Annotated in this window: 20 protein-coding genes; 14 read left to right on the top strand and 6 right to left on the bottom strand. The window is 64.4% G+C overall.

What is annotated here, in order from left to right:
- Positions 1–198: 198 nt before the first annotated feature.
- The 3 genes from ACR9ZN_RS27745 to ACR9ZN_RS27735 form a co-directional block, all read right to left on the bottom strand.
- Positions 199–1,773: an ABC transporter substrate-binding protein gene (locus ACR9ZN_RS27745; protein ID WP_434954909.1), complete on the bottom strand. Its 1,575-nt coding sequence runs from the start codon at positions 1,771–1,773 to the stop codon at positions 199–201.
- 350 nt (positions 1,774–2,123) lie between these two features.
- Positions 2,124–3,437, bottom strand: coding sequence for an ammonium transporter (locus ACR9ZN_RS27740; protein WP_434954908.1), 1,314 nt, complete (start codon positions 3,435–3,437; stop codon positions 2,124–2,126).
- 49 nt (positions 3,438–3,486) lie between these two features.
- On the bottom strand, positions 3,487–3,825 hold the full coding sequence (locus ACR9ZN_RS27735) for a P-II family nitrogen regulator (RefSeq protein WP_434954907.1): 339 nt from the start codon (positions 3,823–3,825) through the stop codon (positions 3,487–3,489).
- 255 nt (positions 3,826–4,080) lie between these two features.
- Here ACR9ZN_RS27735 and ACR9ZN_RS27730 point away from each other — a divergent pair, with 255 nt between their 5' ends.
- The gene (locus tag ACR9ZN_RS27730; RefSeq protein ID WP_454812509.1) at positions 4,081–4,725 is read left to right on the top strand and encodes a thermonuclease family protein; all 645 of its coding nucleotides are present in this window, start codon (positions 4,081–4,083) and stop codon (positions 4,723–4,725) included.
- A gap of 22 nt (positions 4,726–4,747) precedes the next feature.
- The gene (locus ACR9ZN_RS27725; RefSeq protein WP_434954905.1) at positions 4,748–6,202 is read left to right on the top strand and encodes a M48 family metalloprotease; all 1,455 of its coding nucleotides are present in this window, start codon (positions 4,748–4,750) and stop codon (positions 6,200–6,202) included.
- Between the two features lie 10 nt (positions 6,203–6,212).
- Here the strand turns inward: ACR9ZN_RS27725 and ACR9ZN_RS27720 are convergent, their stop codons facing one another.
- Both ACR9ZN_RS27720 and ACR9ZN_RS27715 read right to left on the bottom strand, forming a co-directional pair.
- Positions 6,213–7,067 carry an amidohydrolase family protein gene (locus ACR9ZN_RS27720; protein ID WP_481273706.1) on the bottom strand — a complete coding sequence of 285 codons (855 nt, stop codon included), beginning with the start codon at positions 7,065–7,067 and terminating at the stop codon, positions 6,213–6,215.
- A 163-nt stretch (positions 7,068–7,230) separates the two neighbouring features.
- On the bottom strand, positions 7,231–8,718 hold the full coding sequence (locus ACR9ZN_RS27715) for an HAL/PAL/TAL family ammonia-lyase (RefSeq protein WP_481273705.1): 1,488 nt from the start codon (positions 8,716–8,718) through the stop codon (positions 7,231–7,233).
- 114 nt (positions 8,719–8,832) lie between these two features.
- Between ACR9ZN_RS27715 and gloB the strand changes: the two genes are divergently transcribed.
- The 11 genes from gloB to ACR9ZN_RS27660 all read left to right on the top strand — a co-directional run bounded on the left by gloB (position 8,833) and on the right by ACR9ZN_RS27660 (position 19,608).
- A complete protein-coding gene (gene gloB / locus ACR9ZN_RS27710) occupies positions 8,833–9,600 on the top strand; it encodes a hydroxyacylglutathione hydrolase (RefSeq protein WP_434954902.1) in 768 nt (255 codons plus the stop codon).
- Between the two features lie 87 nt (positions 9,601–9,687).
- Complete coding sequence (locus ACR9ZN_RS27705) at positions 9,688–10,116, top strand: cupin domain-containing protein (protein ID WP_454812504.1); 429 nt, start codon at positions 9,688–9,690, stop codon at positions 10,114–10,116.
- 68 nt (positions 10,117–10,184) lie between these two features.
- Positions 10,185–10,415 (top strand): AbrB/MazE/SpoVT family DNA-binding domain-containing protein, encoded by a 231-nt coding sequence (locus ACR9ZN_RS27700; RefSeq protein WP_434954900.1) that lies wholly within the window; start codon positions 10,185–10,187, stop codon positions 10,413–10,415.
- 5 nt (positions 10,416–10,420) lie between these two features.
- Positions 10,421–10,822, top strand: coding sequence for a PIN domain-containing protein (locus ACR9ZN_RS27695; protein ID WP_454812502.1), 402 nt, complete (start codon positions 10,421–10,423; stop codon positions 10,820–10,822).
- 268 nt (positions 10,823–11,090) lie between these two features.
- The gene (locus ACR9ZN_RS27690; RefSeq protein ID WP_434954898.1) at positions 11,091–11,216 is read left to right on the top strand and encodes a hypothetical protein; all 126 of its coding nucleotides are present in this window, start codon (positions 11,091–11,093) and stop codon (positions 11,214–11,216) included.
- Entirely contained in the window at positions 11,213–11,311 is a 99-nt protein-coding gene (gene kdpF, locus ACR9ZN_RS27685; RefSeq protein WP_195826137.1) for a K(+)-transporting ATPase subunit F, read from the top strand. The genes ACR9ZN_RS27690 and kdpF overlap by 4 nt, the downstream gene beginning before the upstream one ends.
- A gap of 198 nt (positions 11,312–11,509) precedes the next feature.
- Positions 11,510–13,219 (top strand): potassium-transporting ATPase subunit KdpA, encoded by a 1,710-nt coding sequence (gene kdpA / locus ACR9ZN_RS27680; protein ID WP_454812500.1) that lies wholly within the window; start codon positions 11,510–11,512, stop codon positions 13,217–13,219.
- 12 nt (positions 13,220–13,231) lie between these two features.
- Entirely contained in the window at positions 13,232–15,283 is a 2,052-nt protein-coding gene (gene kdpB / locus ACR9ZN_RS27675) for a potassium-transporting ATPase subunit KdpB (RefSeq protein WP_434954896.1), read from the top strand.
- A gap of 152 nt (positions 15,284–15,435) precedes the next feature.
- Complete coding sequence (gene kdpC / locus ACR9ZN_RS27670) at positions 15,436–16,041, top strand: potassium-transporting ATPase subunit KdpC (protein WP_481273704.1); 606 nt, start codon at positions 15,436–15,438, stop codon at positions 16,039–16,041.
- 99 nt (positions 16,042–16,140) lie between these two features.
- Positions 16,141–18,810 carry a DUF4118 domain-containing protein gene (locus ACR9ZN_RS27665; RefSeq protein WP_454812495.1) on the top strand — a complete coding sequence of 890 codons (2,670 nt, stop codon included), beginning with the start codon at positions 16,141–16,143 and terminating at the stop codon, positions 18,808–18,810.
- A gap of 117 nt (positions 18,811–18,927) precedes the next feature.
- Positions 18,928–19,608, top strand: a complete 681-nt coding sequence (locus tag ACR9ZN_RS27660; RefSeq protein ID WP_434954893.1) for a response regulator — start codon at positions 18,928–18,930, stop codon at positions 19,606–19,608.
- Between the two features lie 34 nt (positions 19,609–19,642).
- Here ACR9ZN_RS27660 and ACR9ZN_RS27655 read toward each other — a convergent pair whose 3' ends face one another.
- A complete protein-coding gene (locus tag ACR9ZN_RS27655) occupies positions 19,643–20,242 on the bottom strand; it encodes a LysE/ArgO family amino acid transporter (protein ID WP_454812494.1) in 600 nt (199 codons plus the stop codon).
- Positions 20,243–20,355: 113 nt separating this feature from the next.
- Between ACR9ZN_RS27655 and ACR9ZN_RS27650 the strand changes: the two genes are divergently transcribed.
- Complete coding sequence (locus tag ACR9ZN_RS27650) at positions 20,356–21,240, top strand: LysR family transcriptional regulator ArgP (RefSeq protein WP_454812493.1); 885 nt, start codon at positions 20,356–20,358, stop codon at positions 21,238–21,240.
- The last annotated feature ends 76 nt before the right edge of the window (positions 21,241–21,316 follow it).

Genomic DNA, 21,316 nt, shown 5'->3' with positions numbered 1-21,316 from the left:
GAGACCGGGCACGTAGCAGTTCCCCCCGCATGCGCCCGGCCTTCTGCAATATGAAAGGAGAAGAGCGAGGCGCCTCACGCGCGTCGCCCCCGAAGCGCTCCACGATCTGGCTGATACACCAGGGATCGCAGGAACGCGTCGAAACAAAGAGCAGGGGCAAAGCGGCGTTGTCGCCAAACGCCCCTTGCTCCAGAGTTCTCAGGCGAACCAGCCCTTTTCAGCGACGCGCTGGTCGCACATGTCGTAGCGTGGATGCGGGGCCGTCCCCATGATCTTCTTGGAGTAGGCGTCGAGATAGTCGCCGACCGCATAACAGACCATGCCGCCATCGTCGTGGATCATCTTCTGGCAATCGGCATAGATCTGAGCGCGCTTGGCTTCGTCGCTCTCGACGCGGGCGGAGATCAGGAGCTTGTCGAATTCAGGACGCTTCCAGTGGGTGTCGTTCCAATTGGCAGTGGACAGGAAGGTCTGGGACAATTGCAGATCGATGTTGGGACGTCCGCCCCAATAGACGGCGCAGAAGGGATCCTTCAGCCAGATGTTCGACCAGTAGCCGTCGCCCGAGACACGGGTGACCGTCAGATCGATACCCGCCTGCTTAATGGCCTCCTGATAGAGCAGGCCAGCGTCCGTCGCGCCGTTATAGGCGCCTTCCGAGACCTTGAGCTCCATTTTGGGACTACCGGCCTTCTTGTAGTGAAAGGCGGCTTTCTCTGGATCGTAGGGCGTCTGCGGCACGTCCTTCGCGTAGTATTTGTGTGACGGGCTGATCGTGGTGTCGTTGCCGATGGTGGCGTAACCCTGGTAAACCGTGTCGACGATCTTCTTGCGGTCCATGCCGTATTTGAGCGCCCAGCGCAGATCGGCGTTGGTATAAGGATCGGTATCGCACAGCGCCACGAAGGCGAATCGGTTGCCGGTGCCCTTGCTCTGTACCACACTCACGTCAGGCGAAGAGGTCACTATATCCATGGTCTTGGCATCGAGACGGTTGATGGCATCGACCTGGCCCGAAATCATGGCCTGCAGGCGGGACGCTTGGTCCTGGATATATTGCAGCTCGATGCCATCGAAATTGCCGCGTCCCGGCTTCCAGTAATTGCCGGTGTTCTTGGTCACGACGCGCACGCCGGGCTCGAACACTTCGAGCTTGTAGGCGCCCGTGCCGATCAGCTTGGAGAAGTCGGTGTAGCCATTGGGCACGCACAGGACGTGGTAGTCGGAGAGATTGTAGGGCAGATCGAGATTGCCCTCGGACAAGGTGATCTGGACCTGGTTGGCACTGAGCTTCTTGACGTCGGTGATCGAACTCAGCAGATCCTTGGCGGCAGACTTGGTATCGCCGCGATGCAGGTTGATCGAATAGATCGCGTCATCGGCATCGAGCGTCTTGCCATTGTGGAACGTGACGTCCTTGCGGATGTTAAAGATCCATTCCTTGGCGCCGGGCTTGTATTCCCAGCTCTCGAACAATTCGCCCTTGGGCAGACCGTCCTCGCCGATTTCGACGAAACCGTTGCAGATCTGGTAGCCGTAGGAGATCGGCACGGAATCGGCATAGGTGCGAGGGTCGAGACTGTCGGAGGCGGAACCGCCCTCCATGCCCAGCTTCAAGGTGCCCCCCTTCTTGGGGGTGTCGGCCGCCAGGGCCGGGCCGCCGAGCGCACCCAAGGCGCCGAGGCTCAAGCCGAGCGCAGCCGCACTCTTCATCAATTCGCGACGATCAAGGATCAGGCCCGACCCTTGCTGCGTGAAGTTCTTACCCGTCATGTCAATGTTCCCTGCGGCTCGCCTGTATGGAATTTGCGCTCGTTGCCCGAGCGTTCGACCTGCCCACTATCGTGTCCTGCAAGCCGCTGTGCAAGAGACCTACAAACGACATCAAATGACAGCAGCGCGACGTTCCTTCATTTTCGTCAAGCTTAGATCACGCCAGATTTGCAGATTTGAACGTCAGGTAAAGCCCGAATTTTCAACGAGCATGCCTGATTTTCATCGTTTCCGGCCAAAAGAGATCCCCCACGAAGCAAGCAATTACAGACGATATCAGGCCCATCCGCCCCGATAACCGAAAACCCCGGCCATAGGCCGGGGTTCGGATCTGTTGCATGCCGTTGGGATCAGCTGTGATAGGCGCGTTCACCATGTTCGACGATATCGAGGCCTTCGGCCTCGGTCTGACGGTCGACGCGCAGCCCGACGACGAGATCGATGATCTTGAACAGGATCGCCGAACCGACGCCCGTCATCACGATGGTGAAGGCGACCGCCTCGACCTGGACCCAAAGCTGGCTGGCCATGGTCACGCCGTCCGCATAGCCGACACCGCCCAGGGAGGGCGACGCCAGTACGCCGGTGCCGAGGGCACCGAGAATACCGCCGATGCCATGCACGCCGAAGACGTCGAGGCTGTCGTCATAGCCGAAGGCATTCTTCACGGTCGTCACGAAGAAGAAGCAGACGATACCGGCGATGAAGCCGAGCGCGATGGCGCCGGCAGGGCCGACGAAACCGGCGGCAGGCGTCACCGCCACCAGACCAGCAACCGCACCCGAGATCGCACCCAGCATCGAGGGCTTGCCATGGGTGAGCCACTCGATCAGCGACCAACCGAGGATCGCCCCGGCCGTAGCGACGAAGGTCGTCATCATGGCAAGGCCCGCGCTGGCACCGGCCGAAAGCGCCGAGCCGGCATTGAAGCCGAACCAGCCGACCCACAGCATGCCGGCGCCGACCCAGGACAGGGTGAGCGAATGGGGCGGCATCTGCTCCTTGCCGAAGCCAGTGCGCTTGCCGATCATCAGGCAGCCCACCAGGCCGGCGACGCCCGCATTGATGTGCACGACGGTACCGCCGGCGAAATCGAACGCGCCCAGCTTGAACAGCCAGCCCGTCGACTGCCACACCGAATGGGCGACCGGGATGTAGATGAAGGTGACCCAGAGCAGGCAGAACAGCACCACGGCCGAGAACTTCATGCGTTCGGCGAAAGCGCCGACGATGAGGGCCGGCGTGATCGCAGCGAAGGTCATCTGGAAGCACACGAACACATATTCGGGAATGGTGCCGCTCAGCGTGTCCTTGGTGATGCCGGCGAGGAAGGCCTTGGAAAAGCCGCCAAAGAGCGGGCCACCGTCGCTGAAGGCGAGGGTGTAGCCGTAGAAGACCCAGATCACCATCACCACCGAGGCGACGATCAGCACCTGCATGAGAATGGAGAGCATGTTCTTGGCGCGCACCAGGCCGCCGTAGAACAGGCCGAGGCCCGGCGCGATCATCATCAGCACCAGCGCGCAGGACACCAGCATCCAGGCGGTGTCACCGGAATTCAGCGTGGGCGGCGGCGTTGCGGTCTGGGCGAGAGCGGGGCCTGCCAGCAGCCCGGCGCCGAGCAAGGCCGACACCGCGAGTTTGAGGGAACGAAGGGAAGTCATCGGGAAAGCATCCTGTCTCATGGAAGTCGAGGGCATCGGCAGAGGGGACCTAGAGCGCGTCGCCGTCGCGCTCGCCGGTGCGGATGCGCACCGCGGTTTCGATCGGCGTGACGAAAATCTTGCCGTCGCCGATCTGGCCGGTCTTGGCGGCTGCCGAGATCGCATCGATCACCTTGGCGACGAGATCGCTCGGCACCGCCACCTCGATCTTCAGCTTGGGCAGGAAGCTCACCGCATATTCGGCGCCGCGATAGATCTCGGTATGCCCCTTCTGGCGGCCATATCCCTTCACCTCGGTCACGGTCAGGCCGTGCACGCCCAGACCCGTGAGGGCATCGCGCACCTCCTCGAGCTTGAACGGCTTGATGATGGCCATCACTATTTTCATGCTGTTCTATCCCCTTAAAGCGTTTTGCGATTTGGCGGTCGGACATGCTCTTTCAAGCCGCGTGCCAACTGCGAAACGCCGTGCTAACATCATGAAAAATCACGACAAAAATTACCCTCCTGCCATGTGAGGACCACTCGCTTGCCAAGGTATGCACAAATTTTGGGCACAATGGCCGTCGTTGCGATATTTTCAAGCAATGTGCATACGGCGTTGGCGGATCCGTGCTCAGTCCCGGCGGAAGCGGGCGAGAATGTGACGATTGCCGGCAAAAGCGACGAGGGTCATCTCCTGCTCGCGGACGGCCGCAAGATCAGGCTTGCGGGCGTGGATCTGGCCTCGCTGCGCCTGCCCGATCTCACCAACGGCACTGCCACCCTGGTGGCTTCGGCGGGCCCCGACAGGCACGGCGCCCTGCGGGGAGCGCTCTATCTGGAGGGGCGAGATCTGGCCGCCGATCTCGCAGCCCGTGGATTGGCACGCATTCGGCCTTCCGTTGGGGAAGAGGTGTGTTACACAGAATTAATGACTGCGGAAGACAATGCCCGTCGGGCTCGGCTTGGCCTCTGGGCTGAACCGGGCTATGCAGTCGCCGATGCGGCGACTCCTGAGGCCGTTGCCCGCCACGCCGATGGCTTCGCCATCGTGGCGGGACGCGTGCTGCATGTTGGAGTGACGAAGACGACCGTGTGGATCGATTTCGGCAAAATCTGGCGCGAAGACGTGACTTTGGCGATCCCCGCCAAACAATGGCCACGTTTCGAGGCAACCGGTCTCAGCGCTGCTGCCCTTGAGGGCAGCTATGTCAGGGCCCGCGGTGTCGTGACGATGCGCGACGGGCCTCGCATCGAAATTACCGAGCCGGCGGCGATCGAACAGGTCGCGCCGGTGTCGCCGTGAAAGGAGTGGAGAGCTGAGCGAGATGCTGGGGGGCGCGACAAGACAACCGAACTGGTGGCGGGTTTGCGCCCTGGCGGTCGCGCTCGGCCTGTCTTCTTGCGCCACCGTGGGCGACAACGACCAGTCGGGCGAGCTTGCGCGCGCCATGCCGGCGGCCCTCCCCGCCGAGGCCCCTCGCGTCATTGCTCCTCCCAATGCGGAAGACCGCGAAAGCGCCCGCGTTCTCGCCTCTTATGGTGGGGCCTATCGCAATGCCGCCCTGGAGCGCTATCTCGACGATCTCGTCCAGCGTCTTGCCGCCCAGTCGGACCGGCCCGACATTCCCTACAAGCTGACGGTGCTGAACGCCTCGTCGATCAACGCTTTCGCTTTGCCCTCCGGCCGGCTTTATGTGACGCGCGGCCTGCTGGCGCTCGCCAATGACGATGCCGAAATCGCCGCGGTGGTCGCCCATGAGATGGCGCATGTCTCCGCACGCCATGCCGCAGCACGTGCCGATCGCGAGCGCCAGTCCGTGGTCGTCTCCAAGGTGGCGAGCATGGTGCACAATCCCGGCCTGGTTTCCTCAAGCCAGAACAGTCTGGCGAGCTTCTCGCGCCAGCAGGAATTGAACGCTGACGAGATCGGCATCCGCACCATCGCCAAGGCCGGCTTCGACCCCTATGGCGCCGCGCGCTTCCTGACCTCGATGCGCCGGCAGGTGGAGGCGCGTTCGCGCCAGGCCACGCCGGACTTCCTGTCGACCCATCCCTCCACGCCTGAACGCATCGCCAAGGCCAACACCGAGGCTGCCCAATATGGCGCGCCTGGTTCGGGCGAGCATGACAAGTTCCGCTATCTGTCGGTGATCGACGGGCTCACTTATGGCGAGGATCCTGCACAGGGCTATGTGCAGGGCCGCATCTTCTGGCAGCCGCGCCTGGCCTTCACCTTCACCTCCCCGCCCAATTTCACCCTCGACAACACGCCGCAGGCCATTCTCGGCATTGACGGCAATGGCCGGGCGCTGCGCCTCGATACGGTGAAGACCAAGGATGGCCAGTCGCTGTCCGATTATCTCGCCTCTGGCTGGATCAGCGGTGTCGATACCGCCTCGGTCTCCACCCTGCGCATCAACGGCAACGAGGCGGCGACAGCCCTCGCCCGCGGCCAGGACTGGAGCTTCCGCCTCTATGCCATCCGCTTCGGCAGCGACGTCTATCGCCTGATCCTGGCAGCACGCGATCTCAATGCCACGACCGATGCGCTGTTCCAGGAAACGGCCAACAGCTTCCGGCGCATGACACCTGAAGAGCAGCGCAATGTGCGCCCCGAGCATATCGACATCGTCACCGTGCGCTCGGGCGATACGCTGCAATCCCTGGCAGCCCGCATGGCCGACCCCCAGGACCAGTTGGAACGCTTCCTCGTGCTGAACGGCTTCGACGAAACCAGCCCGGTCAGGCCGGGTGATCGGGTCAAGGTCGTCACGCAGTAGCCGCAGCCCCTCACCCGAGTCGATAGAACGCCGCCGCATTGTCCCTGAACAGCTTGCGCCGCTCCGACGGCGAGCAGTCATGCACGATCTCGTCGACGACATGCACCCAGTCTGGATAGGTCCCCGCCAGTTCCAGCACATGCCAATCCGAGCCGAACATCACGCGGTCGAAACCGAAACTCTCCAGGGCATGCTCGACATAGGGCGTGATCTCCTGGCGGGTCCAGGTGCGGTGATCGGCCTCCGTGCATACGCCGGAAATCTTGCAATAGACGTTGGGCAGCGCTGCGAGCCGCTTCAAATCGGCGCGCCAGGGCTCCATCTCGCCTGCCTTGATGGCCGGCTTGCCGATATGGTCGAGTACGAAACGGACATCCGGGCATTGCTGCACCATGCGGATCACGCTCGGCAGTTGATGATGCAAAATGCAGATGTCGAAGGACAGGTCGTGGCGGGCCAACAGCTTCAGGCCGGCCAGGAAATCGGGCTGCAGGCAGAATTCCGGATCGGACTGGCCCTGGATCAGCCGCCGGATGCCCCGCAGGGGCTTGTGCTCGCGCAGGCGTTCGAGGTCCCGCTCGACGGCGGCGCCCCGCTCGAGCGGCAGGCTCGCGACCATGCCGCCGAGACGCGGTTCGGCTGCCGCAAGTTCCGTCACCCAGGCGGCTTCGTCGAGATGCTGGCCGGCATCGACGTCGACTTCCACGAAGACGAAACGCTCGATCTCGTCCGGTTTGGCGGCAGCGAACACATCCGCCGGCACTGCCTTCGGCCGCAGACCGGTGATACCCTGCGTCCAGGCATAGCCCAGGCGCGCCGGGTCGAGCAGATGAACGTGGCTATCGATGATGGGGTAGTCGAGCATGATATTGGGCCTATGGCGTTTTGCGATTTGGTGGAATCACCAAGAACCGCAAAAGCGCGTTTGCGCTTAAACGCGCCTTTGCTCCCGACGGCGTTGATCTTTTTGGTTGAGCCAATGCTATTGCCTGACAATTAAGCGGTCAACCAGCAGGCGAACTGCGTTCTCACCAGCCCCGCGTCCGGATCGCCTCCGCCAAGCGGGAGACGTCCGGGCCGCTCGGGCGATCCTCCTCCAGACGCTCGACATGGGCGCGCACGAAATCGCGGATATGCGCGGTGCCCTCGCCCAGCGCGACCGCGCCGCGCAAGTCGATGCTCTGGGCCGCAACCATCATCTCGCAGGCCGCCAGCACCAGCACCCGCGCCGCGCTTTCGCCGAGCTTGGTCACCGCGGCCGGCGCATTGGCGGCATGATCCTCGACGCCGTCGGCGGCGTGCAGCAAGGCCAGGGTCGCCGGCTGGGCTCGAGCCCGGATCTCGCCCTCCAGGGCACCAATGGCTTTCTGCAGCGTGGCGAAGCCGGTGCGGCTCTGGCCCATCGGGGTAAGGAAGCGCGGCTGGTCGGAATAGACGGGCGACATCAGCTTCAGGGCGCGCTGGGCCGAGATCGTCGCCACATGGGAGAGCGCCTGCGACAGCGCCTCGAAACGCAGGGTGAAGCCGGTCATGTCGAAATTGCCGTTGGAAACCAGTTGCCCCTCGACGATGACCGGGTTGTCGCCGGAATGGTTGAGTTCGAGCAGCACCATCGCCTCCGCCTCGGCAAAGGCGGTGCGCGCGGCGCCATGCACCGGGGCCACGCAGCGGAAGGACAGCGGGTCCTGAACCCGCCGGCTCGCTTTGTTGTCGCCGAGTGGGCCGCCGGCCAGCAGGGCATAGATCGTCCGGGCCGCCTCGATTTGCCCGGGAGCTGGACGGGCTGTATTCACTGCTTCCGCCAGAGGCGTGATATTGGCGCCGAAGGCTTCCATCGACAGCGCGGCGGCGCGGTCGAGCGTATCGAGCGCCAGGCGCGCCTCCGCGAGCACCAGGGCGCCGCGCCCGGTGGAAGCGGCATTGGCCACCACGAGGGCATGCCCATCCTTCGGCCCGATCGGCACCGGCTGCAGCCCGGCCCGCCGCAGCGCCTCGGCGCCGGCCAGGCGTTCGCCGCGATATTCGGCCTCGCTTTCACCGAGCAGCGCCAGGGCCATATGGGCGAGCGGAGCGAGGTCGGCCGCCCCGATCGAGCCGATGGACGGCACGATGGGATGAAAGCCCGCATTCAGGGCAGCAGCCAGGGCCTCGACGACGGCGAGCGACACGCCGGTCTGGCCAACACTCATGCCGGCAATACGCGCCGCCATCATAGCCCGGACCTCGGCGACCGGCATTTCGTCACCCACGCCGACCGCGCGGGCAAAAGCGACACGCCGTTGGAAAGCGGCGAGATCGTCGGCCGAGAGCCGGGTGTCGACGCCGGCGCCGAGCCCGGTGGTCAGGCCGTAGACCGGTTTGTTCTCGGCGATGGCTTGCTCGATCACCGAGCGCGCCGCGCAGATGCGCTCGCAGGCAGAGGATGACAGGACGACCGGGCGGCGCTCACGGGCAACGGCCGTCAGCGCATCGATGGTCAGAGGCGCATCGCCGATCACCACGGGTTCGCCGGACATTCCTTGGGCTCCTTCATCACCATCGGTCCGCGCCATCGTTTGCGTGACCTAACATCGCCAATCGCATAGAAGGAGTCGCATCTCCAAGGAAATGTGCATGCTGCGAGGGTGAGAATGAGCGCGCTGATCGAATTGTTCTTGTGCCGGAGCGACAATTTCGGCGTACTGCTCCACGACGAGGCGACCGGACGCACCGCGGCCATCGACGCGCCGGAGGCCGAAGCGATCGAAGCGGCCCTCGAACGGCGAGGCTGGCGGCTGACCGACATCCTGGTCACCCATCATCATGCCGATCACGTCGAGGGCATCGAGGCGTTGAAGACGTCCTATGGCTGCCGGGTGGTGGCGGCCAAGGCCGATGCCCACCGCATCCCGGCCGTCGACGAGATGGTCGGGGAAGGCGATACCGTTGCTGTCGGTTCCCTCGTGGCCGAGATCATCGACACGCCCGGCCACACAGTCGGCCATATCGCCTATTGGTTCAGGCAGGAGAAGCTGTTGTTTGCCGCCGACACCCTGTTCTCGCTCGGCTGCGGCCGGCTGTTCGAGGGCACGCCGGCGGACATGTGGCGCTCGCTGCTCAAATTGCGGGCCCTGCCCGATGATACGCAGCTCTATTGCGGACATGAATACACGCTGGCCAATGCGCGCTTCGCCCTCACGGTCGATCCCGCCAACCAGGCGCTTGCCAGGCGCGCCGCCGAGGTCGAGGCGCAGCGTGGTGCCCACCGCTTCACCCTGCCAGTCCTTCTTGGCGCCGAGAAGCGCGAAAACCCCTTCCTGCGCGCCGATGATCCCGGCGTTGCCGAGGCGATCGGGCTGGCGGGATCAGATCCTGTCGCCGTGTTCACCGAATTGCGCGAGCGCAAGAACCGGTTCTGATCGGGCAAAAGAACGCACCGGGATACTCCTGTCGCGACCGGCGGGAGCGCTCGGGCACGATATCCTCGCAAAACAACAGGAATGACCATGACGACCGCCGCCGAGATCATCGCCCTCCTCGACATGCAGCCCCATCCCGAAGGCGGCCATTATGCCAGCACCTTCTCCGACGGCACTCTCCACGGCGACAGGCCGGCTTCGACCGCGATCTACTACCTGCTCCAGGCGGGCGAGCGTTCGCATTGGCATCGGGTCGACGCCGCCGAGATCTGGCATTTCCATGCCGGCGCGCCACTGGCCCTCGACCTCTCGGCCGATGGCGCGACCACCGAGCGCCTGATTCTCGGCACCGACTTCGACGCCGGCCAGCGGCCACAAGGCGTGGTGCCGACGGGCGTGTGGCAGGCGGCCCGTAGCCTCGGCGACTGGACCCTGGTCGGCTGCACGGTTGCCCCCGGCTTCCGCTTCGAAGGCTTCGAGCTGGCCCCGCCGGACTGGGCGCCGGGCACGCGATAGCTTGGGACGAGGTTGACGGGCGACCAGACCCTATACATATTACAGCATGTATATCCGGAGCCATATTCATGCAGGTCGCTAAATGGGGCAATAGCCTGGCTGTTCGCATCCCCGCCGTCGTGGTCGAGGCTCTCCAGTTGAAAGAGGGCGACGAGATCGAAGTCCATATCGCCGAAGAGCGTCGGTTGGAAATCGCCCGCAAGCCTGGTCGCGAAGAGTTGCTGCGCCGGTTGCGGGCGTTTCGCGGAAGGCTGCCTGCGGATTTCACCTTCGACCGTGATGAAGCAAATGCGCGATAGCGCCGATGCCCGGTGATTTCTTCGACACGAATATCCTGCTCTACCTGGCCTCGTCGGATACGAGCAAGGCGGATCGGGCAGAAAAGCTCCTCCTCGCGGGCGGCACGATCAGCGTTCAGGTCCTGAACGAAATCGCCAATGTGATCCGCTGCAAACTCGCCATGTCATGGCAGGAAACGCGGCAGTTCCTGTCGCCTTTGCGCAGCCTATTGCAGGTGGTGCCCAACACCGTCGAGATCCATGGGACCGGGATCGACCTAGCCGAACGCTACAAGCTCTCCGTCTACGATGCCATGATCGTCGCGGCAGCCCTGACGAGCAACTGCGACAGGCTGTGGTCCGAGGACATGCAGAACGGCCTGTTCATCGACGGGCGCCTGCGGATCGTCAATCCATTTCTGCCTTAGCACGATCGTTGTGTTTTCCTTCGAAGGAGTTTGGAGTGTCAGCCTCCTGGCTGACATCTTGAAAAAAGCGCTTGCCGGCAAAGGATGTCAGCCCTGCTCCATCACCTGATGGAACTGTGAGGCTGACACTCCGTATATCCGGCGCTCTCTCATGCCAACGCAACTGGGAAGTGTTAGCCCTGCTCCAGCCCCGGCGACGACCCGGCCCATCCTTACACTTTCCTTATGCCGGGGCCCGATAATCGGAATCGAACCCTGACGCGCTTTGGTGGCAAACCAGACCCATGCCCAATCGGGTTGGAGTTTTGTCATGCTAGATCTTGCCTATGTGGCGCTGGGGCTTGGTGGCCTGTTCCTGATGGTCCTTTATGCCCGCGTCCTCGACAGGCTGTGAGGCGCATCATGTTCGATCCCCTCCTTGGCCTCCTCGTGGCCGTCCTGCTCGGCGCCTATCTCGTGTTCACGCTGGTGCGCCCCGAACGCTTCTGAGTTTTACGGCTTCACCGCCTTTCTTCGCCGGCCGCCCCCGCGCCGGCGCGATGGCGCGTGACGGGAGCGGGGCCGGCTCATCGGGAAACGGCCCCGCTCCCTGCTCGTCCCCTCTTTTCCGGGCCCCACGCCGATCTCTCGAGAGAAACCGTTCTCGCGAGAGAATTGGCGGGGCCCGTGCTCTTTTGGAGAATTTCCATGTCCCTGAACGGATGGCTTCAGATCATCCTTCTGTTCGCCCTGGTGCTCATAGCGGTGAAGCCACTGGGTGCCTATATGGCCCGTGTCTTCACCGGTGAGAGAACCTTCCTCTCGCCCGTCCTGGCGCCCGTCGAGAAGGGTTTCTACAAACTTTCCGGCATCGATCCCGCCCGGGAGCAAGGTTGGCTCGCCTATACGCTCGCCATGTTGTTTTTCAGCATGGCAGGCTTCGCCTCGCTCTACGCGATCTTCCGGCTGCAGGCCTATCTGCCGCTCAACCCGCAGGGTTTCGACAATCTGCCGCCGGATCTGTCCTTCAATACGGCGATCAGCTTCGTCACCAACACCAACTGGCAGAACTATGCCGGCGAAAGCACCATGAGCCATTTCAGCCAGATGGCTGGGCTCACCGTGCACAATTTCGTCTCGGCCGCCACCGGCATCGCACTTGCCATCGCCCTTACCCGGGCCTTTGCACGTTCGAGCGCGGCGACGCTCGGCAATTTCTGGGTCGATCTCACCCGCTCCACGCTCTATGTGCTGCTGCCCATCGCCATCATCGTGGCGCTTGCCTTCGTCGCCATGGGCATCCCGCAGACCCTGCAGGCCAGTGTCGATGTCACCACGCTGGAAGGCGCCAAGCAGACCATTGCCATGGGACCGATGGCGAGCCAGGAAGCGATCAAGCAGCTCGGTACCAATGGTGGCGGCTTCTTCAATGCCAACTCGGCCCATCCCTTCGAGAACCCGACGGCTCTCGCCAACTACCTGTCGATCTTCTCGATGCTCGCCATCGCCGCGGCCCTGACCTACACCTTTGGCCAGATGGTTGGGGTGCGCCGCCAGGGCTGGGCCCTGCTGTCTGCCATGGCTGTCATCCTGATCGCCGGCGCCGCCGTGGTCTACTGGTCTGAAACGGCGGGCAATCCGATCCTGGCGCATCTCGGCCTCGACGGGGCCCTCGGCAACATGGAAGGCAAGGAGATCCGCTTCGGCCAGGCCATGACCGCCGTCTTCGTCGCCGTCACCACCGGCGTTTCCTGTGGCGCCGTCAACGCCATGCATTCCTCGCTGACCCCACTCGGCGGCCTCATCCCGATGTTTCTGATGCAGCTCGGCGAAATCCTGCCTGGCGGCGTCGGCTCGGGCCTCTATGGCATGATCGTCTTTGCCATCCTCAGCGTGTTCATCGCCGGCCTGATGGTCGGCCGCACGCCGGAGTTCCTCGGCAAGAAGATCGAGTCGCGCGAGATGAAATTCGCCGTGATGGCGATCCTGATCCTGCCCACCGCGATCCTCGGCTTCACTGCGATCTCGGCCATGGCGCCCTTCGCCCTGTCGCAGCTCGGCAACGCCGGCCCGCACGGCCTCTCCGAACTGCTCTACGCCTACACTTCGACGACCGCCAATAACGGTTCGGCCTTCGGCAGCCTCTCGGCCAATACGCCCTGGTTCAACGCGACGCTCGGCATCGCCATGCTGCTGGGACGCTTTGCCTATGTCGTGCCGGTGATGGCGATTGCAGGCTCCCTGGCCGCCAAGACCAAGGTGCCTGCCTCGGCCGGTACGTTCCCGACCCACACGCCGCTGTTCGTCGGCCTGCTGGTCGGCGTCATCCTGATCGTCGGCGGCCTGCAATTCTTCCCGGCGCTCGCGCTGGGGCCGATCGTCGAGCACTTCGTCATGCTCGCCGGCAAAACTTTCTAAGGAACGGCTGTCATGTCTTCCAAACCCACTTCCCCCTCCATGTTCGACGCGGCCATCCTGCTGCCGGCGATCAAGGATGCCTTCGTCAAGCTCGATCCCAGGCTGCTCGTCCGCAATCCGGTGATCTTCGTCACCGAGGTCGTGGCCGCCCTGGTCACCGTGCTCAGCCTGCGTGACGCCTTCACCGGGGCCGGCGTCGGCTTCAGTGCCCAGATCGCCGCCTGGCTGTGGTTCACCGTGCTGTTCGCCACCTTCGCCGAAGCCGTGGCTGAAGGGCGCGGCAAGGCGCAGGCCGAGAGCCTCAAGCGCACCAAGTCCGACCTCAAGGCCAAGCGCATGCCTTCGGCCGCGGCCGCCTTGGGAAACTTCCAGGTGATCGACGCCACCAAGCTCGTGGTTGGCGACATCGTCATCGTCGAAGCCGGTGATCTCATCCCCGGCGACGGCGAGGTGATCGAGGGCGTCGCGTCGGTGAACGAAAGCGCCATCACCGGCGAATCCGCCCCGGTGATCCGCGAATCCGGCGGCGACCGCTCCGCCGTCACCGGCGGCACGCAGGTGCTGTCGGACTGGATCAAGGTGCGCATCACCACCCAGCCCGGCTCCTCCTTCATCGATCGCATGATCGCGCTGGTCGAGGGCGCCGAGCGCCAGAAGACCCCCAACGAGATCGCCCTGTCGATCCTGCTGTCGGGCATGACGTTGATCTTCCTGATCGCCGTGGTCACGCTCTGGGGCCTTGCCGGCTACTCCGGCACGCTGCTCTCCATCACAGTGCTGGTGGCGCTGTTGGTCACCCTCATCCCCACCACCATCGGCGGCCTGCTTTCGGCCATCGGTATCGCCGGTATGGACCGCCTGATCCGCTTCAACGTGGTGGCGACCTCCGGTCGCGCGGTCGAGGCCGCCGGCGACGTCGACACCCTGCTGCTCGACAAGACAGGCACCATCACCTTCGGTAACCGCATGGCGACCGAGTTCCTGCCGGTGCCGGGCGTCAGCGAACAGGATCTGGCCGAGGCCGTGCTCCTGGCCAGCCTCGCCGACGAGACGCCCGAGGGCCGTTCCATCATCGCGCTCGCCCAGGGCGAATATGGCCTGACTCAGCCGGACCTGACCTGCAAGGCAATCACCACCATCGCCTTCGCCGCCCAGACCCGCCTGTCGGGCATCGACATCGACGGACGCTCCATCCGCAAGGGCGCGGTCGATGCCATCGTGAAGTTCGCCGGCACCACGCTGGAGGCGGCACCATCAGCCTTCCGGCAGGCGGTGGAAAAGGTGGCCCGCACGGGCGGAACCCCCCTCGGCGTCACGGACGGCAGCCGCGTCCTCGGTGTCGTTCACCTCAAGGACGTGGTGAAGCCCGGCATCAAGGAGCGCTTCGCCGAGCTGCGTTCGATGGGCATCCGCACCGTCATGGTGACGGGCGACAACCCGATCACCGCGGCCGCGATCGCCTCCGAGGCCGGTGTCGACGACTTCCTGGCCGAGGCGACGCCTGAGGAAAAGCTCGCCTATATCCGCAAGGAGCAAACGGGCGGCCGCCTGATCGCCATGTGCGGCGACGGCACCAATGACGCGCCGGCGCTGGCCCAGGCCGATGTCGGCGTCGCCATGCAGACCGGCACTCAGGCGGCACGCGAAGCGGGCAACATGGTCGACCTCGACTCCAGCCCCACCAAGCTGATCGAGATCGTCGGCATCGGCAAGCAATTGCTGATGACGCGTGGCTCGCTCACCACCTTCTCGATCGCCAACGACGTCGCCAAATATTTCGCTATCATCCCGGCCTTGTTCATCGCGACCTATCCCGAGCTCGGTACGCTGAACGTCATGAACCTGGCTTCGCCCCAGTCGGCCATCCTCTCGGCTGTGATCTTCAATGCCCTGATCATCGTCGCCCTGATCCCACTGGCCCTCAAAGGCGTCTCCTACAGGCCGGTCGGCGCTGCCGCGCTGCTCAGGCGCAACCTCCTGGTCTACGGCCTCGGCGGACTGCTGGTGCCGTTCGTCGGCATCAAGCTGATCGACCTGGTCGTCGCCGCCCTGCATCTGGTGTGACGGCGATGCGCATGAGGAACGGATGGAGCGTGGCCCGCTGGCTCGCTCTGTCCGGCCAGCACCGATCCCAGGCCCATGCACTGCCCCTCCCTACGGGGAGGGCTCCCGCCTTCCGAGGCAATCCCGTTTTCGCGCTCCAAGGGAGCAAGCCCATGTTGACCCATATTCGCCCCGCCATCGTGATGATGGCCCTGTTCACCCTGCTGCTGGGCATCGTCTATCCGCTGCTCGTCACCGGCATCGCCCAGGTCGCCTTGCCCGGCCAGGCCAATGGCAGCCTGATCGCCAGCAACAACACGGTGATCGGCTCGTCCCTGATCGGCCAGAACTTCACGTCGGAACGCTATTTCCAGGGCCGCCCCTCGGCGACTTCCGGCACCGATCCCAATGATTCCAGCAAGACCGTGTCTCAGCCCTACAACGCCAGCGGTTCGACCGGCTCCAATCTCGGCCCGACCTCCAAGGCGCTGGCCGATCGCGTGGCAGCCTCGGTCGAGGACCTGCGCAAGCAGGGCGTGACCGGCGCCGTTCCTGCCGACGCGGTGACGACCTCGGGATCCGGCCTCGACCCCGATGTCTCGCCAGCCGATGCCGTGCTGCAGATCCCGCGGGTCGCCAAGGCTCGCAACCTGCCGGAAGCAGACGTGAAAGCATTGGTCGATGCCCAGACGTCAGGTCGGCTCTTTGGCGTGATCGGTGAGCCGCGCGTCAATGTTCTCGCCCTGAACCTTGCGCTTGATGCAATCAAGCTGAAGTGATGTTGTGCTGGTCTTCCTCTGGTGAAGCATCGAATCGTGCCGGTCCCGCTCCATCTCTCGATGGAGCTTAGAAGACCGGCACATCGCATTTGAGGCCCCATGCCAAGCGCTGCCTCCGACAAACGTCCCGATCCCAACGCCCTGCTGACCCTGGCGGGACGGGAAGGTCGCGGCCGCCTCACCGTCTTTCTCGGCGCGGCACCGGGTGTCGGCAAGACCTACGCCATGCTGTCGCGGGCGCGGCGGGAGAAGGAAGCGGGCATCGACGTCGTCGTCGGCATCGTCGAAACGCATGGCCGCAGCGAGACGGCCGCCCTGACGGATGGGCTCGAGATCATGGCACGGCGGACGGTCGACTATCGCGGCCGTCAGCTCGAGGAGTTCGACATCGATGGCGCGCTCGCCCGCAGGCCGCGCCTGATCATCGTCGACGAACTTGCCCATACCAATGCGCCGGACAGCCGCCATCCCAAGCGTTACCAGGACGTTGAGGAACTGATCGGTGCCGGTATCGACGTGTGGACGGCGCTCAACATCCAGCATCTGGAAAGCCTCACCGACGTCGTCTCGCGCCTCACGGGGGTGACGGTACGCGAAAGCGTCCCCGACAGCGTGATCAAGAAGGCGGACGAGGTCATCGTCGTCGACATCACGCCCACCGAACTGATCCAGCGCCTGGAGGACGGCAAGGTCTATCTGCCCGATAACGCCAAGCGCGCCGCCGACGGCTTCTTCAAGCCCGGCAACCTCACCGCCCTGCGCGAGCTTGCCCTGCGGCGGACCACGGAACGCGTCGACGACCAGATGCTGGCCTATCTGCGCCAGAATGCCATCGAAGGCCCATGGGAGACGGCAGACAGGCTGATCGTCTGCATCGGCTCCGACAATTTTTCCCAGCAGGTCGTACGGGCGGCCGGGCGCTTGGCCACCGGGCTGAACGCCGATTGGCTGGCCGTTACGGTTGAGCGCCCGGGACAGGAGGCCGGTGGGGAGGCGCTTGCCCAGCTCGAGGCCAATCTACGCCTTGCCGAGCGCCTGGGCGCGGAGGTGCGGCGGCTCAACGGCCACGATTATGTCGGCGAGATTCTCAGGCTGGCCAGGGCCGAAAACGTCACGCAGATCGTGCTGGGCAGCGGCAAGTCGAGCTGGTGGCAGCGCCTGACCGGGCGCTCTTTGGCCGACGACCTCCTGCACCGCTCCGAAGAGATCAACGTCACCATCATCACCAACACCATGGCCGAAGCCCCGCCGGCGCGACGATGGTGGCGCCGGATTGCCCTGCAGCCCTCGCTGGCCGGGCTCGCCATGGCGGTGGCCTGCGTTGCGGCAGCCGTCGGCATTGGTATCGGCCTCAGGCATTTCGTTTATCTGCCCAATGCCTCGATGCTGTTCCTCATGGCGGTGCTCGCCAGCGCCCTCACGGTCGGGCGCTGGAGCGCCATCACCGCGGCGGTCCTGTCCTTCTTCGCCTATAATTTCTTCTTCATCCCGCCCCTCTACAACTTCACCATCGCCGAGCCGCACGAAGTCTTCGCCCTCGCGGTGTTCCTGATCGTGGCCGTGGTGGCGGGCGACCTCGCCGGGCGAGTACGCGAGCGGGCGGAGGGCGAAGGGCGGCGCGCCGCCAACATCATGTCGCTCTACGAGTTCTCCCGTAAACTCTCGGGCATCACCAGCCTGGACGATGTGCTCTGGGCCGCCGTCGCCCATGCCCAGGCGACGCTGCACGGACGCGTCGTCATCGCCGTGCCGCAGGACGACGAGCTCAGCGTCGCCGCCGCCTGGCCGCCGGACATCAGCCTCGACACCACCGACATGACGGCGCTGCGCTGGGCGTTCGAGAAGAGGGAAATTGCCGGCCGGGGCACGGGTACCCTGCCCAACATCGCCTTCGAATTCAGGCCGATCCTCACCCCGAACGGGGCCGTCGGCGTGCTCGGCCTGGCCCAGCTCGAAGGAGCTGAACCGCTCTCGCCGGCCGAGGAGCGCATTCTCGTTGCCATTCTCGACCAGACCGCCATCGCCATCGACAGGGCAAAGCTCGCCAAAGAGAATGTGCGTACCGCCGCCCTCGAGGAAAGCGAGAAGCTTCGCAGCGCCCTGCTCTCCTCCCTCTCGCACGATTTGCGTACACCACTGGCCTCCATCACCGGTGCCGTCACCACGCTGCGCCAGCTCGGCACCAAGATGAGCGAGGAAAGCCGCGACGATCTGCTTGCTTCCATCGAGGAAGAGGCGGCCCGGCTCAGCCGCTTCGTCGCCAATCTCCTCGACATGAGTCGCCTCGAAGCGGGTGCCCTCAATGCACGGCGCGATTTCATCGACGTGGCCGATGTCGTCCGCGCCGCGGTGGATCGCGCCCGCAAAGCTTTCCCAACCCGCCTGATCGAGACCAGCCTAGCGACCGACCTGCCGCCCGTGCGCGGCGACCAGGCCCTGCTCGGCCAGGTCCTGTTCAACCTGCTCGACAATGCCCACAAATATGGCGGGGAGGATTCCTCGACCGCCGTTTTCGCCCGACGCGAGGATGCCGAGGTGGTTGTTACCATCACCGATCAGGGCAAGGGCATTCCGCCTGACGACCTGGAGAAGATCTTCGACAAGTTCTATCGGCGGGGCAAGGTCGACGGCCGCGCGCCGGGCACGGGTCTCGGCCTCTCGATCAGCCGCGGCTTCATCGAAGCCATGGGCGGCACCATCACCGCCGAGAGTCCGGCCGTGCGCAAACGCGGCACCCGCATTGTCATTCGCCTGCCGGTCGGGGCATGATGGCGTGTACCTTTCCGGTGTGCCGGTCTTCAGACCGGCATTCTCCGCTGCCATGCCGGTCTCGTTCCATCACTTGATGGAGCTCTAAAGACCGGCACACCAAGAGTTTCCCGTCTTATGCACATTCTGGTTGTCGACGACGAGCCGCAGATCCAGCGTTTCCTCAAACCGGCGTTGATCGCCGCCGGCTATGAGGTGACGCCGGCCGTCAACGGCGCCGACGCCATGCGCCTGATCGCCACCGCCGCGCCGGATCTCGTCATCCTCGATCTCGGCCTGCCCGACATGGACGGCAAGGACATCATCACCAAGGTACGCGAGTGGTCGAAAGTGCCTGTCATCGTGCTGTCGGCCCGCGACCGCGAGACCGAGAAGATCGCCGCTCTCGATCTCGGCGCCGACGACTATGTTGAAAAGCCCTTTGGTATCGGCGAATTGATCGCCCGCATCCGCACCGCCCTGCGCCATCGGGCCCATGACGAGGGCAACGCCACCCGCTTCGAGAGCGACGGCCTCGTCATCGACACGCTGAAACGGCTGGTGAGCCGCGACGGCGAGGCCGTTCGCGTCACGCCCAAGGAATATGACCTGCTCGCCATGCTGGCGCGCCATGCCGGCCGCGTCGTCACCCATCGCCAATTGCTGACCTCGGTGTGGGGCCCGGCGCATGTCGAGGACCTGCATTATCTGCGCGTCTTCATCGGCCAGCTCAGGACCAAGATCGAACGCGATCCCGCCAATCCCCGCATCATCCAGACGGAGCCCGGCATCGGCTACCGGTTGAAGGACGAGGAATGAGGATGCAGGCCGGTCTGAAGTCCGGCCTGCATCCTCACATCACCAACTTCAGCGCCAATCCGCACATGGTCATGCCGATCAGCCCGTCCAGCACCCGCCAGGCGCCCGGCCGGGCGAAGAGCGGGCGCAGCAGGCGGGCGCCATAACCGAGCGAGAAGAAGAACAGGAAGGAGGCGCAGACCGCACCGATGCCGAAGGCGGTCTTGGCATTCGGATATTGCGTGGAAATCGAGCCAAGCAGCACCACCGTGTCGAGATAGACATGGGGGTTGAGCCAGGTGAAGGCGAGGCAGGTCATGAGGGCCCGCCCCAATCCCAGTCCGGCGCCCTCGGCCGGATCGAGCCCGCCATGATCGGCAAGGGCGGAACGGAAGCTTCGCAGGCCATAGAGCACCAGGAAAGCGGCCCCGCCATAGCGCATCACCGGCTCGATCCAGGGCACGGCCACGCCGACCGCGCCGAAACCGGCCACCCCGGCGCTGATCAGCACGGCATCCGACAAGGCACAGGTGAGGCTGACCCAGAACACATGCTCACGTCGCAGGCCCTGCCGCAGCACGAAGGCGTTCTGCGCACCGATCGCCACGATCAGGCTGAGGCCGAGCAGGAATCCGGATATGAGCGCGTTGGTCATGGTCTCCCCTTCAGAGCATGCGCCGGTGTCGTCGCCGGAGCAGGGTTTGACTACACATCTCGGCCGGATTAGAAAATTTAAATAATTTACTATTGGATTAGGAAAATTAATCCATGCTGGACTATGCCCTGCTGGAAGCCGTGGCTGCCGTGGTGCGCAGCGGTTCCTTCGACAAAGCCGCGCAGGAAATTGGCGTGACGCCCTCGGCGATCTCCCAGCGCGTGAAGTTGCTGGAGGAACGCCTCGGCACCGGCCTGATCGTCAGGGGGCAGCCCTGCACGGCGACGCCAGCCGGCAAACGCCTCTGCCGCCATGCAGAGGAAGTCGGCCTGATGGAGCATAGCCTGCGCAGCGAGCTCGGCGGCCTGGTGCCATCCGGCCCGGCTCCCACCGTGCGCATCGCCGTCAATGCCGACAGCCTGGCGACCTGGTTCCTCCCCGCATTGTCCGGGTTGGAGGGGCGCCTGTTCGATCTCGTGCTCGACGATGAAAGCAACACGGCCGAATGGCTGCGGCGCGGCGAAGTCAGCGCGGCGGTGGGCATCGCTCCGGGGCCCGTACAGGGCTGTAGCAGCCGCGCCTTGGGCATGCAGACCTATGTCGCCACCGCCAGCCCCGCCTTCATGCGCCGCTGGTTCCCCGACGGTCTCGACGAGGAAGCGGTGCGGCACGCCCCTTGCCTCACCTTCAACACCAAGGACGCGCTGCAGGACCGCTGGCTGGTCGAGACTTTCGGCCGGCCTATCAGCCGGCCCAGCCATTGGATTCCCTCCTCCGGCGCCTTTGTCGACGGCGCCCTGGCCGGGCTCGGCTGGGGCATGAATCCGCTATCGTTGGTAAAGGCCCATCTCGAGCAGGGATCCCTCGTTGCGATACGTCCCGGCTCGCAGCTAATGGTGCCGCTCTACTGGCACTGGAGCCGGGCCGTCGAAAAGGGGCTCAAGGACATCACCGCCTCGATCCTGCGCACGGCGAGGGCAAGGCTGGCGCAGGCGTGATATCGCCGTCCCCCTCTGGACAGGACGGCGTTTGCCATTACCATTGTCCGACAAATCAGAATCCATCTTCAAAATC

This window comes from Labrys sp. HAY1-8F (assembly GCF_056754975.1).
This window is presented reverse-complemented; position numbering and strand designations above follow the sequence as displayed.

Coding starts and splice junctions, on each gene's coding strand:
- ACR9ZN_RS27655 (WP_454812494.1), bottom strand. CDS start 20,242: ATGACCAACGCGCTCATATCCGGATTCCTGCTCGGCCTCAGCCTGATC.
- ACR9ZN_RS27695 (WP_454812502.1), top strand. CDS start 10,421: ATGCCCGGTGATTTCTTCGACACGAATATCCTGCTCTACCTGGCCTCG.
- ACR9ZN_RS27700 (WP_434954900.1), top strand. CDS start 10,185: ATGCAGGTCGCTAAATGGGGCAATAGCCTGGCTGTTCGCATCCCCGCC.
- ACR9ZN_RS27745 (WP_434954909.1), bottom strand. CDS start 1,773: ATGACGGGTAAGAACTTCACGCAGCAAGGGTCGGGCCTGATCCTTGAT.
- ACR9ZN_RS27660 (WP_434954893.1), top strand. CDS start 18,928: ATGCACATTCTGGTTGTCGACGACGAGCCGCAGATCCAGCGTTTCCTC.
- kdpB (WP_434954896.1), top strand. CDS start 13,232: ATGTCTTCCAAACCCACTTCCCCCTCCATGTTCGACGCGGCCATCCTG.
- ACR9ZN_RS27720 (WP_481273706.1), bottom strand. CDS start 7,067: ATGCTCGACTACCCCATCATCGATAGCCACGTTCATCTGCTCGACCCG.
- ACR9ZN_RS27735 (WP_434954907.1), bottom strand. CDS start 3,825: ATGAAAATAGTGATGGCCATCATCAAGCCGTTCAAGCTCGAGGAGGTG.
- ACR9ZN_RS27665 (WP_454812495.1), top strand. CDS start 16,141: ATGCCAAGCGCTGCCTCCGACAAACGTCCCGATCCCAACGCCCTGCTG.
- ACR9ZN_RS27715 (WP_481273705.1), bottom strand. CDS start 8,718: ATGTCCGGCGAACCCGTGGTGATCGGCGATGCGCCTCTGACCATCGAT.
- ACR9ZN_RS27705 (WP_454812504.1), top strand. CDS start 9,688: ATGACGACCGCCGCCGAGATCATCGCCCTCCTCGACATGCAGCCCCAT.
- kdpA (WP_454812500.1), top strand. CDS start 11,510: ATGTCCCTGAACGGATGGCTTCAGATCATCCTTCTGTTCGCCCTGGTG.
- kdpC (WP_481273704.1), top strand. CDS start 15,436: ATGTTGACCCATATTCGCCCCGCCATCGTGATGATGGCCCTGTTCACC.
- gloB (WP_434954902.1), top strand. CDS start 8,833: ATGAGCGCGCTGATCGAATTGTTCTTGTGCCGGAGCGACAATTTCGGC.
- ACR9ZN_RS27650 (WP_454812493.1), top strand. CDS start 20,356: ATGCTGGACTATGCCCTGCTGGAAGCCGTGGCTGCCGTGGTGCGCAGC.
- ACR9ZN_RS27725 (WP_434954905.1), top strand. CDS start 4,748: ATGCTGGGGGGCGCGACAAGACAACCGAACTGGTGGCGGGTTTGCGCC.
- ACR9ZN_RS27740 (WP_434954908.1), bottom strand. CDS start 3,437: ATGACTTCCCTTCGTTCCCTCAAACTCGCGGTGTCGGCCTTGCTCGGC.